We start from the raw sequence: 21,710 nt of genomic DNA on the forward strand, positions 1-21,710 counted from the left end.
CTTGCGGGGGCTTGCGGTGCGCCGCCAAGGCGCTTATCTTGGACCGCCGGATCGATCACCGATTCGCCAGGATCTCATCAGGATTTCGCCAGGAGGCCCCATGAAACCGGTGTCCGAGCTCTTGAAGAACCGCTGCTCCAGCGTCTGGCGCATCACGCCGGAAGCGACGGTGTTCGATGCGCTGCATCTGCTCGCGCAGCACGACGTCGGCGCGCTGCTGGTGATGGAGGGCGAGCGGCTGCTCGGCATCTTCTCGGAGCGCGACTACACCCGCAAGATCGCGCTGCAGGGCAGAGATTCGCGCAACACCCAGGTCAAGGAGGTCATGACGCCCAACGTGTTCGTCGTGAAGCCCGACACCGAGTGCCGCGAGTGCATGAGCCTCATGAGCCAGCGCAAGATCCGCCACCTCCCGGTGGTCGAGGGCGCCACCGTCGTGGGCATGCTGTCGATCAGAGACCTGATGGACAACATCATCGCGGACGATGAGCTCACGATCGCCCAGCTCCAGAGCTACATCTACGGCTGACGCGGCAGGAATTTCACCCGCCCCAGAACTGCAGCGCGCGATCGGCGCCCGCCTTCGCGCCGCGCTGCTTAGGCGGCTTGTCCGACGGCGCCGGCGTGCCCATCGCGATCCAGCCGAGCAGCGTTTCTCCCGGCTCGCAGAAGGCGGCGATCAGGCCCGGGTCGCGCGCCTTCGCGCCGCTGAGCATCTTGCCGCCGAAACCCAGCGCCTGCGCGGCGTTGAGGAAGTTCGTCAGCGCCCCGCCCACGCAGGCCCACTGCTCGTGCGCCGGCACCTGGGGATGCCCCATGTCCAGCCGCGCCACGACGGCCACCGTCACCGGCGGCCGCAAGGCGCGTTCCTCGTCCATCGCCAGTCCGTCGGCATCCTTGCCCGCGCGGCGCGCGGCCTCCGCGAAGAGCGCGGCCATCGAGCGCTTCGCCTCGCCGCGCACGACCTTGAAACGGAACGGCACCAGCCCCGCATGGTCCGGCGCGTGCAGTGCGGCATCGACCATCAGGCGCAGATGCGCATCGTCGGGGCCCGGTTCGATCAGGTACTTCGGCCCGACCGAAGCGCGTGCGAGCAACAGCGTCAGGGCGTCGTCGTTCATGGCGGTTCTCTTCATCGATTCAACTGCCGGCGCGCCGCGTAGGAACAGGCGTCGACCAGCATCACCAGCGCCAGCATCGCCAGCAGCACGGTGCAAGTCTCGCCCATCTGGAACAGGCTGAGGTGCAGGCTGAGCATCTGGCCGAGTCCGCCGGCCCCCACGACGCCCAGCACCGTGGCAGCGCGGATGTTGTTCTCCCACCGGTACAGCGTGTAGCTGAGCAGTTGCGGCGCCGCCTGCGGCAGCGTCGCGAACGCGAACACCTGCCAGCGCGACGCGCCCGCCCAGCGCAAGGCCTGGGCGGTCTGCGGCGGCGCGTTCTCCAGCGCCTCGGCCATCAGGCGGCCCAGCACGCCCGTGGTGTGCAGCGCCAGCGCCAGCGTGCCCGGCATCGGCCCCAGGCCGGCCGCGACCAGCAGGATCGCGGCCCAGACCAGTTCCGGCACGCTGCGCAGCGCGTTGAGCAAGAGGCGCGAGCCCGCCCGGAGCAGCCCCGGCGGCCGGCTGGCCAGCAGCGCGATCGCGAGACCGGCGACCGCCGCCAGGCCGCTGCCCAGCGCCGACATCGCCAGGGTTTCCAGCGCGCCCTGTCCCACGCGCGCAAGAAACGCCGGCGACAGTTGCGGCGGGAAGAACTCCGCGATGAAGCGTCCCATCTGCGCGAGCGCTCCGGCACCGAGCAGCTCGCCCCAGCGCAGGGGCAGCGTCGCGAAGCTCGCGACCACTAGCGCGAGCAAGCCGACCAGGAGTGCGCGCACGCCCCATCGCGCCGGCGGCCGGCCCGCGGGCCGCCTGGACTCCGCGCCCTGCCCCGCCTCGCGCGCGGGACGCAGCCAGGCGCTGATCCGGTCCGCGATCGCCACGAGCGCCATGAACACCAGCAGGATGGTCGCGACCTCGGAGCCGGCGAACATCTTGGTCGCGTTGTCCAGTTGCTGGCCGAGTCCACCGGCCCCGACGAACCCGAGCACCACCGAGGACCGGATCGCGCATTCCCAGCGGTAGACGGTGTAGCTCACGAGCTCGTCGGCGCAGCCGGGCAGCGCGCCGAAGAGCAAGGCCTGCAGGCGGCCGGCGCCGCCTCTCAGCAGCGCCTGCGTGGGCGCGCCGTCAGCGCTCTCGAGGATCTCGGCGTAGACCTTGCCGAGCATGCCGCCATACGACAGGGCGATCGCCAGCACGCCCGCGCCGGGTCCGAGGCCGAGCACCCGCACGAGCATCAACGCCCAGACCAGTTCCGGCACGACGCGCAGCACGATCAGCACCAGGCGCACCGTGCCGCGCAACGCCGCCGGCACCGGCCCCATGCGGCCCGCCACCGCCGACACCGACAGCCGTGCCGTCGCCAGCAGCGCCAGCGGCACGGCGATCAACCACGAAAGCGCCAGGCCCACCGTCGCCATCGCCACGGTGCGCCAGGTGTCGGCGGCCAGCATCGTCAGGAACTCGACGTCGACGCGAGGCGTCAGGAACTGCGCGCCGAAGCGCAGCGTCGCCCGCAGGCTGCGCTCGTCGAACAGTTCCCAGGGCCGGAACTCGCACCAGACCAGCAGCGGCCACAGCAGCACCAGCAGCGCGACGGCCAGGGCCCGCCGTCGCGAAGCGGCGGGATCGCGTCGCCAGGGCGCCGCGATCGCTGCGGCAGCGAGGGCGGAGGCACCAGCGCCGGCAGACGGGCTCGCGCTCATCGACACATCGCCTGAGGCACGGCAGCGTGCGACAACTCGTCCGCCGTCGCCGGCGGCGGCTCGTTCAGCAGGTCCGCATAGATCTCATCGAGCTCGCGGGCGCCCAGCCCCCGCGGCGGGCCGTCGTAGACGAGGCGGCCTTCGCGCAGCGCGATCACGCGCGGGAACAGCCGGCACGCCAGCTCGACCTGGTGCAGGCTGCACACGAGCGTTCGGTCCCGCGCGCGGGCGCCGTCCCGCAGGACCTCCAGCACGCGCTGCGCGCGCTGCGGATCCAGCGCCGACAGCGGCTCGTCGGCGAGCCAGAGCCGCGCCTTCGACACCAGCAGCCGCGCGATCGCGACACGCTGACGTTCTCCACCGGACAACTGATCGACCCGGGACCAGAGCCGATCGCCGAGTTCCAGCCGGTCCAGCGCCTCGAACGCGAGCCGCGCCTGCGCCTCGTTCGGGCTGAACAGCATGCGCAGGGTCTGCGACATCGAGGCGCCCGGCAGTTGACCCGCCAGCACCGCGGTGACCACGCGCTGGCGCGGCGGCAGCGGCGGATGTTGAGGCGCCAGCATCAACGCGCGGCGCAGCCGGTGACGGTCGCGCGAGGAGAGATCCCAGGCGTCCTCGCCCGCCAGCCGCAGCGTGCCGGCGACCGGGGCGAGCGCCAGCGCCATCGCGTGCAGCAGCGAGGTCTTGCCGGCACCCGACGCGCCGATCAGCGCGACCTGCTCGCCGGGCTCGATGCGCAGCGACAGCGGCGCGACCAGCGTGCGCATACCGGCCATCAGATGGAGGCCCTCCAGTTCCAGCAGACGCATCGCGATGGTCTCAGTTCATTTCAACAGGTCGGCATTCTCGGCTGCGGCCTTGATGCGCTGATAGTTTTCCACCCGTGTCGGGATGAACTTCGTCGCGCGCTGCAGATCGAGGATCTGCCTGTCCTCCGGCCTGGCCGCGTCGAGCTTCAGGAAGGCGACCCGGATCGCGTCCCGGGTCTCGGCCGGCAAGGCGGCGTGCACGCTCCAGTTGGTGTCGTAGAACGGCTGCGTCGTGAAGAACACTCGGACCGTTGCGGCATCGATCTTCTTTTCCTCCACCAGTTTTTCCCATGCATAGAGATGCAGCACCCCGGCGTCGACCTTGCCCGACACCACCGCCGCGGCGGTGGCGTCATGTCCGCCGGAGTAGTTCACCTGCCGCATGTCCCTCTCGGGATCGATCTTCGCGGCCAGGAGCGTCGCGCGCGGCATCAGGTGCCCGGAGGTCGACGAGACGGGACCGAAGAGGAAGCTGCGGCCTCGCAGCTGTTCCAGTCGCCGGATGCCGCTGTTCGGCTGCGTGATGAAGATGGACCGGTAGCTGGCGTCCCCCTCACGCTGGACCAGCGGGACGATCTTCCCGCCCGTGCGCGCATTGGCCAGCACGAAGGTGAAGCCGCCGAGCAGCGCGAGATCGATCTTCCTGTGGACCAGGCCGTCGACGACGGCCTCGTAGTCGACGGTCGGCACCCACTCGACCTTCATGTCGAGTTCGCGCTCCAGGTACTTGCCGAGCGGCGCGAAGCGGCGGGCGAGCTCGGCGGGGGAGCCGGCGGGAATGGTGGTCACGCGCAACACCTCCCGGGTCTGCGCCAGCGCCGCGCCGCCCGCCGTCACCATGAGCAGCGAGACGGCGCACAGGGCGGCAACGACGCGACCCCATGCTCGCCCCCATGCGCGCCCCCATGCGCGACGCGTCCGGCGAACGTCCCCTGCCGTCACTTGAGCAGCCCGGCGCTTTCGGCGACGGCCCGGATCCGCTGATAGTTCTCGACGCGCGTCGGTACGAACTTGGACGCTTCCTGCAGTGCGAGGATCTCCTGTTCCTCCGGCGTCGCGCGCGGCATCAGGTGGCCGGAGGTCGAGGACCGGGGGCCGAAGCTGAACGACCGGCCCTTCAGATCCTCGAGCCGCCGGATGCCGGAATCGACCGGCGTGATGAACATGGAGCGGTAGTTGGCGTCCTTGTCGCGCTGGACCAGCGGGATGATCTTCCCGCCCGAGCGCATCTGGGCCTGCACGAAAGTGAAACCGCCCAGCATGGCCAGATCGATCGTCCCGTTCACGAGGGCCTCGACGCTGGCCTCGTCATCGGCGCTCCGCGTCCATTCGATCCTCCGGTCGAGCGCGTTCTCCAGGTATCGGCCCAGCGGCGCGTAGCGGCGGCTGAGCTCGACCGGCGAGCCGACCGGGAGGACCGAGACGCGCAGCACCGTCGGCGTCTGCGCGCGCGCCGGTTTGAGCAGGCCCGTCGCGATCAGCGTGAAGCTGATCAGCGCCGCGGCGAGCAGCGTCCGCGGCAATCGTCCCACATGTCGCCAGGCGTCGGGCATGGCAGCCTCCGTTCAACTCACTTCAGCAGACCTGCATTCTCCGCCGCCGCCTTGATGCCGGCATAGTTCTCCGGCTGCGTCGGCACGAACCGTGTCGCGCGTTGCAGGTCCAGGATCTCCTTGCCTTCCGGCGTCGACGCGTTGAGCTTCAGGAACGCGGCCTTGAGCTTCTCTTTCGTCGCGGCCGGCATGTCGGCGTGGACGCTCCAGTTGTAGTCGTAGTACGGCGGGGTCGTGAAGAAGACCTTGACGGCCGAAGTGTCGACCTTCTTCTCGGCGACCAGCTTCTCCCAGACGGAGATGTTGAGCGCGCCCGCGTCCACCTTGCCCGAGGACACGGCGGCGACGGTGGCGTCGTGGGCGCCGGAGAAGGAGATGCGCTTGAGGTCGGCGTCGGGGTTGATCTTCGCGGCCAGCAGGAACGAGCGCGGCATCAGGTGGCCCGAGGTCGACGAGGCCGAACCGAAGCTGAGCGTCTTGCCCTTCAGGTCCTCGAGCTTCGAGATGCCGGACTTCGCCTCGGTGATGAAGACGGAGCGGAACTTCTCGTCCTCCTCGCGCTGCACCAGCGGGACGATCTTGCCGCCGGAACGCACGTTGGCCTGCACAAAGGTGAAGCCGCCGAACCACGCCAGATCGATCTTCTTGTTGACGACCGCCTCGACGGCGGCGGCGTAGTCGGTGACGGGCATCCACTCGACCTTCACGCCGAGTTCCTTCTCCAGGTACTTGCCCAGCGGGGCGAACTTGCGAGAGAGCTCGGTCGGCGATTCGTCGGGGATGGCGGTCACGCGCAGCACCTGCTGCGCCTGCGCCAGCGCGGGGCCCGCGAGGCCCGCGGCGATCAGGCACGCGGCGACGATTCCCTGCAGCACACGGCTGACTGGTCGGAAGAGGCTGGACATCAGAGGCTCCGGTGAGAGGTGAGGAAGGAACGCTGGGAAATTGGCGGAGAGACATGGGAGTCGAACCCACCCGACGGCGCGTGGCGCCGTCCACCGGATTTGAAGTCCGGCCGATCCACCAGGATCGTTGTCTCTCCATTGATCATTGAACATTGATCGGTGAACGTTAATCGATGCGCGGTCATGCGGTCATGCGGTCATGCGGTTTCGGCGGCATGGCCGCGGCTCGCGCCGCCGCCCTCATGATCGTCGATGAACAGCCGGCTGTCGGTCCGAAGCCGGTGCGCGTCGCCGACGCGCCGCAGCACGCCGAGCTTGTCGAAGAATTCCAGCACCTGGATCGCGCGCTTGCGGCCGAGGCCGCTGCGGTCGCGGAACACCGCGGCCGTCACGTCGCCGGCGACGGCCGACGCCCGCGCGATGCGGGCCAACTCATGGACGGCCGCCGGCGCGTAGTAGAGGTCCTTCACGACCTGGAACAGCTCGCCCCGCTGCGACAGCCGCGCCAGCGTCGTGCGCACCAGCGCCTCGGGTTCGTGCGCGTCCTTGGCCAGGTCGCGCGCCCAGGCGCCTTCGAAGCCGGCCGACAGCAGTCGCGGCATCACCTTCTGCGCGAGGCGCTCATCCAGCGCCGACAGCTGCACGCCGTGGGCGGGCAGGTGCGCCGCCGCGCCGCTGATCGCCACCTGGCCGTCGGACGCCATCCGGCGCACGAGCGCCTGCCACAGCGGCTCGGCCATGCGCGGCGCGGCGAGCCGCCGCCAGCGTGCGAGGTCCGGTCCGAGTTCCTCGGGCTGGTCCTCGTGATAGCGCGCCAGCCGCGCGAGCGCGAGGCTCTCCCACAGCGCCGTCTGCGAGGCGCCGAGCGCCCAGGACGGCCCGTCGGTGCCGGGCACGACGGTGCAGGAACCGGCAGACGCGAGGAGCGTCGCGCGCGCGTCGAGTGGGACGCCCTGCCCCGCCGCGAAGCGCGCGAGGTCGACGCCCATTGGCGCCTGCGCGAGCAGGCCCGCGAGCCGCGTCGCCGGCGAGTCGGCGGTCAGCGCGGCGAGTTCCGCCAGCCGCTGCGCCGTGCGTCGATACCGCGCCGGTGCCTGTGGATCGAGCACAACGCCGCCGGCCAGCGCGCGCGTCGCGGCAGCGTCGCGCAGCACCACGCGATCGCCGGCCCACGCACCGATCGCTCGATGCAGCACGAGCTGCACCACCCCCTCCTCGCCCGGCTGCAGGGCCTCGACTGCCTCATACACCTCGTGCAACTCATGCAGGTCGGCCACCTCATGCACGTCGGACATCTCAGCCGCCGCGACGGGGCTTACGCCCTCTCCCGCCTGCGGGAGAAAGCGCGGGTGAGGGCCAGCGGCCTGCGCAGTACCGAAGCGCCCGAGCACCGCCACTGATCCGGTGACGGCTGCCGCCCCGACATGCACATGCACGGGCAGGCCGCTGCGCAGCGCCCTGCTTTCCTCGGGCGACAAGCGCAGACGCACGTCGAGGCGCTCCGTCCACTGTGCGATCTCCGGCGCGGCCAGCCATTGACCGCGCTCGACGTCGTCCTTCTCCAGACCGGCGAGGCCGATGGCCACGCGTTGCCCGGCGCCGGCGCGTTCCGCGGGCTCGCTCTGCGCATGCAGGCTGCGGACGCGGCCGCGCCGTGGCGACTGACCCGGCGCAGGCGGCAGCAGCAGAAGCTCGTCGCCGATCGCCACCGCCCCGGCATGGGCGGTGCCGGTGCACACCGTGCCGACGCCGGCGAGGCTGAACACGCGATCCACCGCGAGCCGGAAGCCGCGTCCCGCGATCTCGCGCGGCGGCAGCGCCTTCGCCGCGGCGATCAGATGCTCGCGCAACGCGCGCACGCCCTCGCCCGTCGTCGCGGCGACCTCGAACACCTCAGCCTCCGCCAGCGGCGTGCCGGCCACCAGCGCGCGGATCTCCTCGCGCCGCTGCACGCGCAACGCCGGCTCGACGCGGTCGCACTTGGTCAACGCGATCGTCCCGCGCGCGATCCCCAGCAGCGTCAGCAGCGCCAGATGCTCACGCGTCTGCGGCATCACGCCGTCGTCGGCGGCCACCAGCAGCAGCGCGTGATCGATCCCGGTCGCGCCGGACAGCATCGTGTGCACGAGGCGCTCATGCCCCGGCACGTCGACGAAGCCGATGCGCCCGACTTCGCCCCCGTCCATGAACGCATACCCGAGCGCGATGCTGATGCCGCGCCGCTTTTCCTCGGGCAGCCGATCGGTGTCGACGCCGGTCAGCGCCTTCACCAGCGTCGTCTTGCCGTGGTCGATGTGGCCGGCGGTTCCGACGATCACGCGAGCTGCTCCTTCAGCCGCGGGAGCTGCTCCACGAAGTCGGCCTCCTCGTGCGCCTCGTCGAGGCAGCGCAGGTCCATCCAGAGTTCGTCGGCCTGCACGCGCGCGATGACCGGCAACGGCAGCGCGCGCAGCGCCGTGAGCAATTCATCGAGCGCCCGCCCGATGCCGCGCTTGCCCGGCAAACGCGGCGTCAGCACCCATCCCGCCGACGCGAGCGTCTCCACCGGCAGCGATCCCGAGCCGATCTGCCCGCGCATCGCGCTGACCCGCGCGCCGAAGCGCGGCGCGACGGCGTCTTCCACGCGCGCCAGCAGCCGCTCCGCCTGCGCCTGGATCCGGTCGACCGGTCGCGTCAGCAGGCGCAGCGTCGGCAGGTCCTGCGTCAGCCGGTCCGGCTGCAGATAGAGCCGCAGCGTCGCCTCCAACGCCGCCAGCGGCAGCTTGGACAGCCGCAGCGCCCGCTTCATCGGGAACTTGCGGATCTTCTGCACCAGGTCCCTGCGACCCACGATCAGCCCCGCCTGCGGCCCGCCCAGCAGCTTGTCGCCGCTGAAGGTCACGACATCGCAGCCGTCGGCCAGCATCGCCTGCGGGAGCGGTTCGGCGGGCAGGCCCCATTGCGCCAGATCGACCAGCGATCCGCTGCCGAGGTCCGTCATCAGCGGCACGCCCGCGCCCTTCGCGATCAGGGCGAGTTCGGCCTCGCTCACGGAAGCGGTGAATCCCTGGATCGCGTAGTTGCTGGTGTGGACCTTCATCAGCAGCCCGGTGTGCGGGCCGATGGCGGCCTCGTAGTCCCGCGCGTGCGTGCGGTTGGTCGTGCCGACTTCCACCAGCCGCGCGCCCGCCGCCGCCATCACGTCGGGCATGCGGAAGGCGCCGCCGATCTCGACCAGCTCGCCGCGCGACACCACGGCCTCTTTCCCCCCGGCCAGCGCGGCGATGCCCAGCAGCACCGCGGCGGCGTTGTTGTTGACCACGGTCGCCGCCTCGGCGCCGGTGATGTCGCACAGCAGCGATTCGACGAGGCTGTCGCGGTCGCCGCGCTCGCCGCGCGCGAGGTCGAACTCCAGGTTGTTCGGCGAGCTCATGCAGGTCAGCACATGGCGCAGCGCCTCGTCGGCAAGCAGCGCGCGGCCCAGGTTGGTGTGCAGCACCGTGCCGGTCAGGTTGATCACGCGGCGCATGCGCGGCGCGAGGCGCTGGCCGCAGAGGCGGTCGAGCTCGGCCGGCAGGTGATGGAGTTCCGCCATCGTCAGCGTGCCGCCCAACGCGCGTCCGCGCGACGCTTCGAGCAGCCTGCGCGCTTCGGCCGCGACGAACGCGTGCCCATGCCGCGCCATCAGGTGCGTCACCGCCGGATCGCGCAGCAGGCGATCGACGGACGGCAGGTCCTTGGGGGCCGCGACCGGATCCTGACTGCTGACCGGGGAGCCTGCCGTCGGACCATGAACCATGGATGCCTCGGGCCTCATGCTCAGTGTCCTCCGGGATCCGGTGGCGGCGCGTCGGGCTCGCCGAGGATCAGCAGCGGATTGAACCCCTGCCGCACCAGCCCCTGTTCACCGACCAGCAGGTCCAGCGTCAAGCTCGCCAGATCGTCGGCCAGCGGCTCGACCTGCAGGTCCTTTTCCATGTGGACCTGCTTCAGGTAATGCCCGCAGGTCTCGCAGCACTCGGCGGCCACGGCCTCGGAGGTCTTCCCGTCGGCGTCGATCAGGCTCTGGAAGGTGATGCCTTTGGTGCCCTGGCAGTGCGTGCACTTGATGCGCACGTAATGCCACTGCGCGCCGCACAGCGCGCAGGCCAGGAAGCGCTGCCCCGACTGCTCCGCCGCGATGCGCGTGATCGAGGCCACCGGCCGCGAGCCGCAGCACGGGCAGACGGTGGGGTCGTCGATCATGCCGAAGGGCGCGACGTGCTCGCCCTGGTCGCTGTCGTCGTAGCGCTGCTGCAGACGCACGACGAGCCGCGCCCAATGCACCTGGAGCGCCGCGGCGATCAGCGGCGCCGCCGCGGGTTCGAGGCCCGGCGCGCCGCCGGCGAGCAACGCATCCGCCTGGTGCTCCAGCCAATCGTCGTCCGCTTCGCCGAGCTGTTTCACCAGCGCCCTGGCCGGATCGGGAATCGCTGACCTGCCCATCGCGCCCAGCAGCGCGCCGAGCTCGTCGCGCCACGCCGCATCGCGCGGGAAGGTCGCCACATCGAGCGGCGGCAGCCCGCCCACCATCGCGCTGTTGACCAGCACCTCAGCCGGCAGCGCCACCGCGTCCGGTCGCTTGAAGCGCTCATGCTGCGCCTGCGACAGCTCGGCCATGAACAGCAGGTAGTCGCGCATCGCATGCCCCTCGGCCAACTGCCGCAGGCGCATGGCGCGCCCGGCGAAGAGGCCGGGCTCCGGCACCTTCACCGGCGCGGCGCGCGCGCCGGCGTTGACTGCGATCTCTTCCGGGGTCATGACCCGGATGGGGCTGGAAGACGTCATGCGCGAGGCCGCTCCTTCACTTCCTTGTGCCACAGCGGATGATGGTGTGCGGCCCAGGTGTCGGTGACCGTACCACGGGTCATCGCCCGGAACGAGCCCTTGACCCAGATGGCGGCGTAGACATGGATGATGATCGTCAGGATCAGGATCGCCGCGGACGCCGAATGCAGCAGCACCGCGATGCGTCGCATCAGGATGTTGCCTTCGGGGAACCAGGCGTGCCAGAACATGAAGCCGGTGACGAGCAGGATGGCGAGCGTCACCACCATGACCCAGAAGACGATCTTCTGCCCGGCGTTGTACTTGGCCGCCGGCTGGACGCCTTCTTTTCCGGCGCCGGTGATCATGGTGGGACTCTGGCGCATCCATTGCGAGTCGGCGCTGATCCAGAGGTTGTCCCGCCACATCCGCGCCGCGAGGAACGCGAACGCGATCACCATGCCCAGGCCCATGTAGGGATGCAGCACGCGCGTCCACGGCCCGCCGCCGAAGAGATGACTGAGGAAGTAGAGGCTCGGGTGGAAGAAGGCCAGGCCCGACAGCCCGGCGCACAGGAACAGCAGCACGATGAGCCAGTGGTTGAGCCGCTGGCTGTCGCGATAGCGTTGCAGCAACATGGGGGACTCCCGGTGGATCAGAGGCCGCCGCTGGGCGGGGTGTACGACGAGCGACGCGGCGCCTCGCCCGCATGCGCATCCGGACCATCAGGACCTTCGCCCCGCTTCGCGCGCTCGTAGGCCAGTTCCTCCTCGGGATCCGGCTCGTCGTGCGCCGTCTTCTGCGGACCGACCTTCATGTAGTGGAAGAAGCCGGCCACCGCCGCGCCGACCATCGCCGCCACCGCCAGCGGCTTGGCCGCGCCCTTCCACAGGGACACGAAGGGACTGATCTGCGGATCCTTGGGGAGCCCGTGATAGAGCGTCGGCTGGTCCGCATGCTGCAGCACGTACATCACGTGCGTGCCGCCGACGCCCAGCGGGTCGTAGACGCCGGCGTTGGCATAGCCGCGCTCCTTCAGGTCGACGATGCGCTCGGACGCGAACTCATGCATGTCCTCCTTCGAGCCGAAGCGGATCGCCCCGGTCGGACAGGCCTTCACGCAGGCGGGTTCCAGGCCGACGCCCACGCGGTCCGAGCACAGGCTGCACTTGTAGGCCTTGTTGTCGGCCTTGCTGATGCGCGGCACGTCGAAGGGACAGCCCGTCACGCAGTTGCCGCAGCCCACGCAGTGCTCCGAGATGAAGTCCACGATGCCGTTCTGGTACTTCACGATCGCGCCGGGCGCCGGACAGGCCTTCAGGCAGCCGGGATCGTCGCAGTGCATGCAGCCGTCCTTGCGGATCAGCCATTCGAGCTTGTTCTCGACGACCTCCACTTCGGAGAAACGCATCACCGTCCACGACTGCGGGGTCAGGTCGCGCGGGTTGTCGTAGGTGCCGTGGGTGTCGCCGACGTCGTCGCGCAGGTCGTTCCACTGCATGCAGGCGACCTGGCAGGCCTTGCAGCCGATGCACGAGGAGACGTCGATGAGCTTGGCGACCTCCGTCGTCGTGCGCCGCGCGTCGGGGCTGGGCAACGTCGTGGCGGAGCGCTTGGCGATGTCGAGGGATTGCAATGAAGACATGACGCTCCTCCTCAGGCTTTTTCGATGTTGACGGTGAAGCTCTTGAACTCGGGCGTCTGGGTATTCGCGTCACCCACGAACGGGGTGAGCGTGTTCACCAGGTACCCGGGCTTGGCCACGCCGACGAAGCCCCAGTGGTTGGGCAATCCGACGGTGTGGACCCGCTTGCCGCCGACATCCAGCGACGCCACGCGTTTGGTCACCACGCAGACCGCCTTGATGAAGCCGCGGTTGGAGCTGACCTTCACCTGATCGCCGTTGGCGATCCCCTTCTCCTTCGCGAGTTCCTCGCCGATCTCCACGAACTGCTGTGGCTGGATGATGGCGCTGGTGCGCACGTTCTTGGTCCAGTAGTGGAAGTGCTCGGTGAGCCGGTAGCTCGTCGCCACGTACGGGAACTTGTCCGGCTTGCCGAAGGCCTCCCGGTCGGCCTTGAACACCCGGCCAGCCGGGTTGTTCATCGCCTTGGGATTGTTCGGATGCATCGGGTTGACCGTCAGCGGCGACTCGAAGGGCTCGTAATGCTCCGGCAACGGACCGTCCACCATGCCGCTGGGCGCGAACAGGCGCGCCACGCCTTCGGCGGTCATGATGAAGGGCCGCACCGCGTCCTCGTCGTTGGGGTTGGCGTCGGCGCGGATGTCCGGCACGTCGGAGCCGCCCCACTTGTCGGTGTAGCTGATCAGCCGCCGCTTCGGATTCCACGGCTTGCCGCTCGGATCGCAGGACGCGGCGTTGTAGAGCACGCGCCGGTTCGCCGGCCAGGCCCAGGCCCAGCCCAGCGTCTGGCCGATGCCCCACGGGTCGCTGTTGTCGCGCCGCGCCATCTGGTTGCCGGCCTGCGTCCACGCGCCGGCATAGATCCAGCAGCCGCTGGACGTGCTGCCGTCGTCGCGCAGCAGACCGAAGCCCGACAACTGCTCGCCGGCCTTCGCCAGCACCTTGGTCGCGTCCTTCGGGTCGGTCACGTCGGCCAGCGCCTTGCCGTTGAACTCCATCGCCAGCTCCTCGGCCGAGGGACTGTGCGGGATCTTGTACGGCCAGCTCAGGTTGACGATGGGGTCGGGGAACGCGCCGCCGTCCTTCTGGTAGAGCGTGCGCAGTCTCAGGAAGATCTCCGCGATGATCTCCGCGTCGCCCTTGGCTTCGCCCGGAGGCTCGGCGCCCTTCCAGTGCCACTGCAGCCAGCGGCCGGAGTTGGTCAGCGAGCCGTCCTCTTCCGCGAAGCAGGTGCTCGGGAAGCGGAACACCACCGTCTGGATCTCTTCCGTCTTCACATCGTTGTGCTCGCCGTAGTTCTTCCAGAACTCGGCGGTCTCGGTGTTGAGCGGATCGATGACGGCGAGGAACTTCAGCTTGGACAGGCTCTCGACCACCTTCTTCTTGTTGGGGAAGGACCCCACGGGATTGAAGCCCTGGCAGATGTAGCCGTTGACCTTGCCCTGGTGCATCAGCTCGAAGGCCTGCAGCACGTCGTAGCCCTTGTCCCACTTCGGCAGGTAGTGGTAGGCCCAGTCGTTCTCCTTGGTCGCGGCCTTGCCCCACCACGCCTTCTGCTGGCTGACGAAGAACTTCGGGTAGTTCTGCCAGAAGCTCATCTGGTTGGGGCGCAGCGGCTTGAGGGCCTTGGTCTTGTAGTAGGTCTCGAGGTCCTGCTCCGAGTCCCTGGGCAGCGCCATGTAGCCGGTCAGCGAGGTCGACAGCAGGCCCAGGTCGGTGAGGCCCTGGATATTGCTGTGGCCGCGCAGCGCGTTCATGCCGCCGCCGGGCTGGCCGATGTTGCCGAGCAGCAGCTGCACCAGCGCGCCGGTGCGGATGATCTGCGAGCCCTGGCTGTGCTGCGTCCAACCCAGCGCGTACATGATCGTCATCACCTTGCCGGGCACCGAGGTCTCGGCGATCTGGCGGCAGATCTCGACGAACTTGTCCTTGGGCGTGCCCGTGATCTCGCTGACCTTCTCGGGCGTGTAGCGCGAGTAATGCGTCTTCATGACGTTGAGCACGCAGCGCGGATGCTGCATCGTCATGTCGACCTTGGCGAAGCCCTTGTCGTCCATCTCGTAGGCCCACGACGCGTTGCTGTAGGCGCGCTTGGCCTCGTCGTAGCCGGAGAACAGGCCGTCCTCGAACTTGTAGCCCTCATTGATGAGGAAGGGCGCGTTCGTGTAATGCCGGACGTACTCGGTCTGGATCTTGTTGTTGCTCAGCAGATAGTTGATCACCCCGCCCAGGAAGGCGATGTCGGACCCCGCGCGGATGGGCGCGTAGTAGTCGCTCATCGCGGCCGAGCGCGTGAAGCGCGGGTCGACGACGATCAGCCGGGCCTTGTTGTGGTGCTTGGCCTCGATCACCCACTTGAAGCCGCAGGGATGCGCCTCGGCGGCATTGCCGCCCATGATCAGCACGAGGTCGGCGTTCTTGATGTCCACCCAGTGGTTGGTCATCGCGCCGCGTCCGAACGTCGGGGCCAGACTGGCCACCGTCGGTCCGTGTCAGACGCGAGCCTGGTTGTCGAACGCGAGCAGCCCCATCGAGCGCATCGCCTTGTGAGTGATGTAGCCCGATTCGTTCGAGGACGCGGACGCGCAGATCATCCCGGTCGACAGCCAGCGGTTGACAGGCTTGCCGTCCGCATTCCTGGCGATGAAATTGGCGTCGCGGTCGGCCTTGAGCAGCTTCACGAAGCGGTCCATCGCTTCGCCCCAGCTGACACGCTTCCACTCCTTGGCACCAGCCTCGCGGATCTCCGGATACTTCAGCCGGTTGGGGCTGTGGACGAAGTCCAGCAGGCCCGCCCCCTTCGGGCACAAGGTGCCGCGGTTGACCGGATGATCAGGGTCGCCCTCGATGTGGACGATCTCGGAGGTGACGTTCTTCGCCTTGTCCCCGAGCGAGTACATGATGATCCCGCAACCCACCGAGCAATAGGGGCAGGTGTTGCGGGTCTCGGTCGCCCGGGCAAGCTTGAACTGGCGTGTCTCGGCCAGTGCGGCTGTCGGAGAAAATCCCAACGCCACGAGGCTGGAGCCCATCACGGCCGCCCCGCTCACCCGGAAGAAATGCCTCCGGTTCATGTCCATCTTGTGCCTCCTGGGTTCGGTGCCCCGACATGCAAGGCCCGACCTGGGTGAAACGCACGGCCGTCACGCGGCCCGTCCGAGCATTTCGGCACAAAGCTCCCACTTTGTCCAATGAGGAGTCACCCTCTGGGGAGAGGAAGAACCGCAGCGCGCACCACGCTTGACGGTGGCTTTTTCTGGGCCGCGCTCTTGTGCGGTGCAACGCACGGCGTGCGTCGCCGGGGATGCATTCCTGCCTCGGATCGAGCGCACCGCCGCGCAGGCCGGAGCCCCTCTCCGCTCAGTCTGCTCCTCGCCGCTCGGAATTCGCTCCGAGGGGCACCGGCCTGCGCGGCTCACGTTGCAGTGCAGCACTGCGTCGAGAATGGCGGAGGCGGGGAGGCAGGGGTCAGGTGTTTTTCGAGATGGTGATCGTCGGAAATTTCGAGGAGTAATCCTTCGCCTGCCCCGCCAGCTTCACCGCCACCTTGCGCGCGATCTGCTTGTAAGCCTGCGCATGCACGCCGTCGGGCTCGGCGACGACCGTGGGCTTGCCACTGTCCGCCTGCTCGCGGATCGACAGGGCCAGCGGCAGCGAGCCGAGCAGCTCCTGGCTGTACTGGTCCGCCATGCGCTGCCCACCGCCGCTGCCGAAGATGTGCTCGGCGTGACCGCAGTTGCTGCAGATGTGGATGGCCATGTTCTCGACAATGCCCAGGATGGGCACGCCGACCTTCTCGAACATCTTCAGGCCCTTCTTCGCATCGATCAGCGCAATGTCCTGCGGCGTCGTCACGATGATGGAGCCGCTCACCGGCACGCGCTGGGACAAGGTCAGCTGGATGTCGCCAGTCCCCGGCGGCATGTCGATCACCAGGTAGTCCAGATCGCGCCAGCGCGTCTGGCGCAGCAACTGCTCCAGCGCCTGCGTGGCCATCGGACCGCGCCAGACCATCGCCTGGTCGTCCTCGACCAGGAAGCCGATGGACATCAGCTGCAGGCCATGCGATTCCAGCGGCTCCATCGTCTGACCGTCGGTGCTCTCCGGACGCCCGCTGACGCCCAGCATCAGCGGCAGGCTGGGACCATAGATGTCCGCGTCGAGCAGACCCACCGTCGCCCCTTCGGCCGAGAGCGCCAGCGCGAGGTTGGCCGCGGTCGTGCTCTTGCCGACGCCACCCTTGCCGGACGCCACCGCGATGATGTTCTTCACGCCGGGTAGCAGTTGCACGCCGCGTTGCACGGCGTGGGCCGTGATCCTGGTCGTCACGCCGACGCTGACGTTGCCCACGCCCGGCACCGCGCGCGCCGCCTCGACGAGCGCCGCGCGCAGCGCGTCGATCTGGCTCGCGGCCGGGTAGCCCAGCTCGATCTCGAAGCTGACCGCGTCGCCCTGCACCTTCAACTGCCGGAGTTGCTTCGTGGAGACGAAGTCGCGACCGGTGTTGGGATCGATCACCTGCTGCAGGGCCTGTAGCAGCGCGGCTTCTTGAATCTGGGACATGGGGCTTTTCGAATGACGCGTCGCCGAATGGACGCAAAACGCGGGAATGGCGCGAAGTCTAGCGGGAATGACAAAAGGGGTTGCAACTTGCGTTGCAACCCCTTTTATTTGGTGGGCCCTGAAGGATTCGAACCTTCGACCAACGGATTAAGAGTCCGCTGCTCTACCAACTGAGCTAAGAGCCCGAAATTCTTTTCGGTCCGCTTGATTCTTGCGAATTTGGCGAAGCCGCGATTATGTCAGATATTTTGATCTCGTCACACCGAATCCTCTCTGACATCGTTTCGTCGTCCGTGAATCGCACGCAACATCTTGCGTCGCTTCACGCTGACGATCCGACAAGGATCGGTGGTGGGCCCTGAAGGATTCGAACCTTCGACCAACGGATTAAGAGTCCGCTGCTCTACCAACTGAGCTAAGAGCCCCCGAGAAATTCCATCTGAAGCAAATGGTGGGTCGTGCAGGATTCGAACCTGCGACCAACGGATTAAAAGTCCGCTGCTCTACCGACTGAGCTAACGACCCAAAGCCTGCACGCCTAAGCCTGCTTCCAGCAGTGAAAGCCAGGTTGCCCTGACCTCCTCCACATCGCTTCGAGGTGTTTGCCCCTCAGCAGAGCCTCACATTATAGGACGGTTTTTTGCGACCGTGCAAGCGCCTTCAAATATCGTGTCACCAGTTCGGCCGCGGCCGTCATGCCGAAGCCGGCAGTGACCGCCACGCTTGAGCCATAGCCGTGGCAATTCAGGTTGCCATCGATGTCGCAGGCCTCCACGCCTTCAGGCCGCGTCACCGGTTCGCGTGAGAACACGCAGGTCACGCCCATCGCGCCTTCGCGCGGTGCTGCGTGGAACTTGCGCAGCCGCTGGCGCAGGCTCGCGAGCAGCGGATCATGCGTGGTCTCGGACAGGTCCAGGATCTCGACGGCTTGCGGGCGGTGCTTGCCGCCCGCCGCGCCGATGCAGATCTGCGGCAGCTTCAAGGCCCTCGCCCAGGCGGCGATCTGCGCCTTGGCGCGGACCTGGTCGCAGGCGTCGACGATGCCGTCGACCTGCACGTCGCCGAGCAGCGACGGCCAGTTCTGTTCGTCGACGAAGTCCTCGATGGTGACAACCTCGCAGCCCGGATGGATATCGGCGATGCGCTGCTTGAGCGCCTCCGCCTTGGCCATGCCCAGCGTGCTGCCGAGGGCCTGCACCTGGCGGTTGATGTTGGATTCGGCGACATGGTCCAGATCGACCAGCACGAGCCGGGCGACGCCCATGCGCGCCAGCGCCTCGACGACCCAGGAGCCCACGCCGCCCAGCCCCACGACGCAGAAACGCGCCGCACGCAGCCGCGCGTAGTCCCGGTCGCCATGCAGGCGGCGCAGACCACCGAAGCGGCGCTCCGCGTCCGCTTCCAGATCGAGGGGGCCGTGCCCGGTCGCCAGACTCAAGATCGATGCGCGCCTGAGCGCGTCCTCAACGGGTGGGAACAGCGGATGGGCTCAGCGCAGGCCGGCCGCGCGTTCCTTGGCGGCCTTCGCGGCCTCGCTGCCGGGATAGGCCTTCTGCAGGTCGTCCAGCGTCTTGCGGGCGCTCTTGGTGTCCTTGAGCTCGATCTGGCAGTTGGCGATCGCCAGCAGGCTCTCGGCCGCGCGCGGGTGGTCCGGGTTGGCGGCGACGAAGGCCTTGAAGGTCGCGATCGCGCCCTTGTAGTCGCGCTTGCCGTACTGCGCATTGCCCAGCCAGAAACGCACCGAGTCGGAGAAACCGCTCGCCGGGAAACGCGTCAGGAAGGAGGTGAAGGCGGAGGTCGCCTCGTTGAAGTCGCCGCGGCGGATGAGACCCATCGCGGCATCGAACTGGCGCTTCTCTTCCGGATCGGCCTGGAATTCCTTGCCGTCCAGCGACACCTTCTGCGGCTCCAGCGGGCGCAGCCGGTTGTCGAGCGTGGCCGACTGGTCGGCCACCTTGCGCTGGGTGTCGGACAGGTCGCGCGCGAGCTGTTCGTTCTGGCCGCGCATCTTGGCCAGGTCCGATTTCAGCGCCTCGATCTGTCCGGACAGATCCAGCAGACCGCGTCGCGCGGTCTCGAGCTGGTTCTGCAGTTCCGTGACACGGGCACGCTGCGCGTCGTCGTTCTGCGTCATCTTGGTCCGCAGGTCGAGGATGGCCTTGCGGGCCTCGTCGTCCTCGAACAGCGCCGCCCGCGCGGGGCCGGCGGCGCTCAACGCCATCAGCACGCCGACCAGCACGGCCTTGGCCGTCGGAGTCAGCGCGAACGGAAGGAAACGATCCATACGCAGCATGCTCATGTCACCGGATTACTTGTCGCGCAGTTCGACGCGACGGTTCTTGGCCCACGCCTCTTCGTTGTGGCCGGTGTCGGTCGGACGCTCCTTGCCGAAGCTCACCGCCTCGACCTGGCCCGCCGTGACGCCCAGCAGCGTCAGCGACTTGGCGACGGCTTCGGCACGCTTCTGGCCCAGGGCCAGGTTGTATTCGCGACCGCCGCGCTCGTCGGCGTGGCCTTCGAGGCTCAGCTGCAGCGTCTTCTTGTTGTTCAGACGCTTGGCGTGGTTCTCGATCAGGCTGCGGTACTCGTCCTTGACGACGAAGCTGTCGAAGTCGAAGAACACGACGCGCTGGTTGGACACCGCGGCGTCCAGTTGGGCGCCCAGGTCGACGGTCTCGACCTTGCGCTGGGCGTTGGCGTTCGGGTCGACGGCCGGGCCGCTCGGGGTCGTCGCGACCGGCGCCTTGTTTTCCACCGGGGCCGGTTCATCCAGCTTGGTGGAGCTGCAGGCGGACAGGGCGGCCGCGGCCACCAGGCCCAGCATCAGTTTTTCGAATTTCATGGACATACGCTCCTAGAGGTCAAAGCGGGCGAGGAAGTTACGGTCAGGACATGGCGGTGGACAGCGCCGCCGGTGAAGCCGCGGGGGAACAGCAATTGTGAATCATCGGCTAACACATCCGTGGGGCAGGGGTGCCTGCGCGGCGTGTCGGCCAAGTCGTCGCGGTCGCGCCTCGCACGGGACGGGCGAGGTGCGACGCCAACGTAGGCAATCCTCGTGCCCGACGTTGCGAAAGCCAACAGATTTTCGAACGGAGACCGGGTCGGCATCGCGCCCGCTCAGTTGCCGAAGGGACCCCAGGCGGGTTCCCGGATGTCGGAAGACCCCGGGGTGTCCAGCCTGGCCTTGACCTTGCCGTCGAGCGTCGTGGTCACCAGCGTGTCGCGGCCGCCGGTGCGGGTCGCGTAGACGATCAGCTTGCCGTTGGGCGCGAAGCTGGGGCTCTCGTCGTCGCTGGTGTCGGTGATCTGCTGGACCTGGCCGCTGCCGAGGTCCATCACGCACAGCTTGAAGGTGCCGCCGCCGACGCGGGTGATGTAGGCCATCGTGCGGCCGTCGGGGCTGATGGCCGGGCTGATGTTGTAGTTGCCGTTGAAGGTCACGCGCTCGGCGCCGCCGCCGCCGGCCGGCGTGCGGTAGATCTGCGGCGCGCCGCCGCGGTCGCTGACGAAGTAGATCTGCGCGCCGTCGGGCGAGAAGGTCGCCTCGGTGTCGATCGCCGAGGTCTGCGTCAGGCGCTTGGCGCCGGAGCCGTCCTTGTTGATCAGGTAGAGCTGCGAGCCGCCTTCGCGCGACAGCGTCACGACCAGCTGCTGGCCGTTGGGCGAGTACGAGGGCGCGCTGTTGCTGCCACGGAAGTCCGCGACCTTGCGGCGCTTGCCGGTGCGCAGGTCCTGGATCCAGACCACGGCCTTGCGCGACTCGAAGCTCACGTAGGCGAGCTCGTTGCCGTCCGGCGACCAGGCCGGCGAGATGATCGCCTCGGGGCTGTTGAGCACGGACTGCGCGCCCAGGCCGTCGGCGTCGGCGACGATCAGCGAGTAGCGCGGACCGGCCTTGTTGACGTAGGCCAGCCGCGTGGCGAAGACGCCGCGCTCGCCGGTGAGCTTCTGGTAGATCGTGTCGGCGATCTTGTGCGCCGACAGGCGCAGGTCGCCGGCAACGACGGGCAGGCTCTCGCTGCCCAGGTCCGAACCCTTGACCACGTCCCACAGCCGGTAGCGGACGTCGAAGCGGCCATCGGCCAGCCGCGTCGCCGAGCCCGCAGCCAACGCGTCCGCGGCGCGTGCGCGCCAGTCGACGAACTGGGGTTGGGAGGTCTCGCTCATGCCGGCCTGGCCAGGCACGATGCTGAACTGGCCGCTGCGCTCCAGGTCGGCGCGGATGATCGCCGCGAGGGGCTGGCCGGTGGCCGATTCGTTGTTGAAGTCGCTGATCGCGATCGGCAGCCGCGTGGCGCCGACACCGGCGATCTCGACCCGGAACTGCGCCAGCGAGGGCATCGCCAGTCCAGCGGCCAGGCCCCCGAGCAATCCGCGGCGCGTCAGCGCGCTGATGCCGGAAGGAAGAAGAGCGGAAGGGGTGGCAATCGTCTTGGTGCTCATCGGCTTGCGGAACGAATGGAGGCCTGATTGTGCCCGAGGCCTGGACAGGGGTTGCGATGCAGTGAGGTTACAAAGGGCAAGCCCATGGCAAGCGGCGCTCCAGACCGACAGCCATCCACCCGACAGGTCAGTCGATGACTCGAACCAGTCGGTGTCGACGGCATCTTCTACGAGTTCCGGTCATGGCGCCGT

General features: G+C 68.5%; 18 protein-coding genes and 4 tRNA genes. 1 reads left to right on the forward strand and 21 read right to left on the reverse strand.

Annotated elements, in window-relative coordinates; all coding sequences use genetic code 11:
- Nucleotides 1–100 precede the first annotated feature (100 nt).
- Nucleotides 101–529, forward strand: a complete 429-nt coding sequence (locus PV762_RS16410) for a CBS domain-containing protein (protein WP_421036075.1) — start codon at nucleotides 101–103, stop codon at nucleotides 527–529.
- Nucleotides 530–542: 13 nt separating this feature from the next.
- Here PV762_RS16410 and PV762_RS16415 read toward each other — a convergent pair whose 3' ends face one another.
- The 21 genes from PV762_RS16415 to tolB all read right to left on the reverse strand — a co-directional run bounded on the left by PV762_RS16415 (nucleotide 543) and on the right by tolB (nucleotide 21,518).
- Nucleotides 543–1,121, reverse strand: coding sequence for a nitroreductase family protein (locus PV762_RS16415; protein WP_421036076.1), 579 nt, complete (start codon nucleotides 1,119–1,121; stop codon nucleotides 543–545).
- A gap of 11 nt (nucleotides 1,122–1,132) precedes the next feature.
- Nucleotides 1,133–2,809 carry a phosphonate ABC transporter, permease protein PhnE gene (gene phnE, locus PV762_RS16420; protein ID WP_421036077.1) on the reverse strand — a complete coding sequence of 559 codons (1,677 nt, stop codon included), beginning with the start codon at nucleotides 2,807–2,809 and terminating at the stop codon, nucleotides 1,133–1,135.
- On the reverse strand, nucleotides 2,806–3,621 hold the full coding sequence (locus PV762_RS16425) for a phosphonate ABC transporter ATP-binding protein (protein WP_421036078.1): 816 nt from the start codon (nucleotides 3,619–3,621) through the stop codon (nucleotides 2,806–2,808). Before PV762_RS16425 ends, phnE begins: the two co-directional genes overlap by 4 nt.
- Nucleotides 3,622–3,636: 15 nt before the next feature.
- Complete coding sequence (locus PV762_RS16430) at nucleotides 3,637–4,410, reverse strand: putative selenate ABC transporter substrate-binding protein (RefSeq protein WP_421036079.1); 774 nt, start codon at nucleotides 4,408–4,410, stop codon at nucleotides 3,637–3,639.
- 149 nt (nucleotides 4,411–4,559) lie between these two features.
- Complete coding sequence (phnD, locus tag PV762_RS16435; RefSeq protein ID WP_421036080.1) at nucleotides 4,560–5,174, reverse strand: phosphate/phosphite/phosphonate ABC transporter substrate-binding protein; 615 nt, start codon at nucleotides 5,172–5,174, stop codon at nucleotides 4,560–4,562.
- A 17-nt stretch (nucleotides 5,175–5,191) separates the two neighbouring features.
- On the reverse strand, nucleotides 5,192–6,079 hold the full coding sequence (locus PV762_RS16440) for a putative selenate ABC transporter substrate-binding protein (protein WP_421036081.1): 888 nt from the start codon (nucleotides 6,077–6,079) through the stop codon (nucleotides 5,192–5,194).
- Between the two features lie 41 nt (nucleotides 6,080–6,120).
- Nucleotides 6,121–6,216 (reverse strand) — tRNA-Sec (locus tag PV762_RS16445).
- Nucleotides 6,217–6,276: 60 nt separating this feature from the next.
- Complete coding sequence (gene selB / locus PV762_RS16450) at nucleotides 6,277–8,397, reverse strand: selenocysteine-specific translation elongation factor (RefSeq protein ID WP_421036082.1); 2,121 nt, start codon at nucleotides 8,395–8,397, stop codon at nucleotides 6,277–6,279.
- The gene (selA, locus tag PV762_RS16455) at nucleotides 8,394–9,857 is read right to left on the reverse strand and encodes an L-seryl-tRNA(Sec) selenium transferase (protein WP_421036083.1); all 1,464 of its coding nucleotides are present in this window, start codon (nucleotides 9,855–9,857) and stop codon (nucleotides 8,394–8,396) included. The genes selB and selA overlap by 4 nt, the downstream gene beginning before the upstream one ends.
- Before the next feature lie 20 nt (nucleotides 9,858–9,877).
- Nucleotides 9,878–10,885, reverse strand: a complete 1,008-nt coding sequence (fdhE, locus tag PV762_RS16460) for a formate dehydrogenase accessory protein FdhE (protein WP_421036084.1) — start codon at nucleotides 10,883–10,885, stop codon at nucleotides 9,878–9,880.
- Nucleotides 10,882–11,502 (reverse strand): formate dehydrogenase subunit gamma, encoded by a 621-nt coding sequence (locus PV762_RS16465; RefSeq protein ID WP_421036085.1) that lies wholly within the window; start codon nucleotides 11,500–11,502, stop codon nucleotides 10,882–10,884. Before PV762_RS16465 ends, fdhE begins: the two co-directional genes overlap by 4 nt.
- Before the next feature lie 17 nt (nucleotides 11,503–11,519).
- Nucleotides 11,520–12,509, reverse strand: a complete 990-nt coding sequence (gene fdxH, locus PV762_RS16470; RefSeq protein WP_421036086.1) for a formate dehydrogenase subunit beta — start codon at nucleotides 12,507–12,509, stop codon at nucleotides 11,520–11,522.
- Between the two features lie 11 nt (nucleotides 12,510–12,520).
- Complete coding sequence (gene fdnG, locus PV762_RS16475) at nucleotides 12,521–15,589, reverse strand: formate dehydrogenase-N subunit alpha (protein ID WP_421036087.1); 3,069 nt, start codon at nucleotides 15,587–15,589, stop codon at nucleotides 12,521–12,523.
- 388 nt (nucleotides 15,590–15,977) lie between these two features.
- The gene (gene apbC, locus PV762_RS16480) at nucleotides 15,978–17,120 is read right to left on the reverse strand and encodes an iron-sulfur cluster carrier protein ApbC (RefSeq protein WP_421036148.1); all 1,143 of its coding nucleotides are present in this window, start codon (nucleotides 17,118–17,120) and stop codon (nucleotides 15,978–15,980) included.
- A gap of 61 nt (nucleotides 17,121–17,181) precedes the next feature.
- Nucleotides 17,182–17,257 (reverse strand) — tRNA-Lys (locus PV762_RS16485).
- 164 nt (nucleotides 17,258–17,421) lie between these two features.
- A tRNA-Lys gene (locus tag PV762_RS16490) sits at nucleotides 17,422–17,497 on the reverse strand.
- 24 nt (nucleotides 17,498–17,521) lie between these two features.
- Nucleotides 17,522–17,597: transfer RNA gene (locus tag PV762_RS16495), tRNA-Lys, on the reverse strand.
- A gap of 100 nt (nucleotides 17,598–17,697) precedes the next feature.
- Entirely contained in the window at nucleotides 17,698–18,510 is an 813-nt protein-coding gene (locus PV762_RS16500) for a tRNA threonylcarbamoyladenosine dehydratase (RefSeq protein ID WP_421036088.1), read from the reverse strand.
- A gap of 51 nt (nucleotides 18,511–18,561) precedes the next feature.
- Nucleotides 18,562–19,356: a tol-pal system protein YbgF gene (ybgF, locus tag PV762_RS16505; protein ID WP_421036089.1), complete on the reverse strand. Its 795-nt coding sequence runs from the start codon at nucleotides 19,354–19,356 to the stop codon at nucleotides 18,562–18,564.
- Nucleotides 19,357–19,380: 24 nt separating this feature from the next.
- Nucleotides 19,381–19,914 (reverse strand): peptidoglycan-associated lipoprotein Pal, encoded by a 534-nt coding sequence (pal, locus tag PV762_RS16510; protein WP_421036090.1) that lies wholly within the window; start codon nucleotides 19,912–19,914, stop codon nucleotides 19,381–19,383.
- 278 nt (nucleotides 19,915–20,192) lie between these two features.
- Nucleotides 20,193–21,518 (reverse strand): Tol-Pal system beta propeller repeat protein TolB, encoded by a 1,326-nt coding sequence (gene tolB / locus PV762_RS16515; protein WP_421036091.1) that lies wholly within the window; start codon nucleotides 21,516–21,518, stop codon nucleotides 20,193–20,195.
- Nucleotides 21,519–21,710 lie beyond the last annotated feature (192 nt).

This window comes from Mitsuaria sp. CC2 (assembly GCF_048957715.1).
In the GTDB taxonomy this organism is placed as follows: domain Bacteria; phylum Pseudomonadota; class Gammaproteobacteria; order Burkholderiales; family Burkholderiaceae_C; genus Roseateles.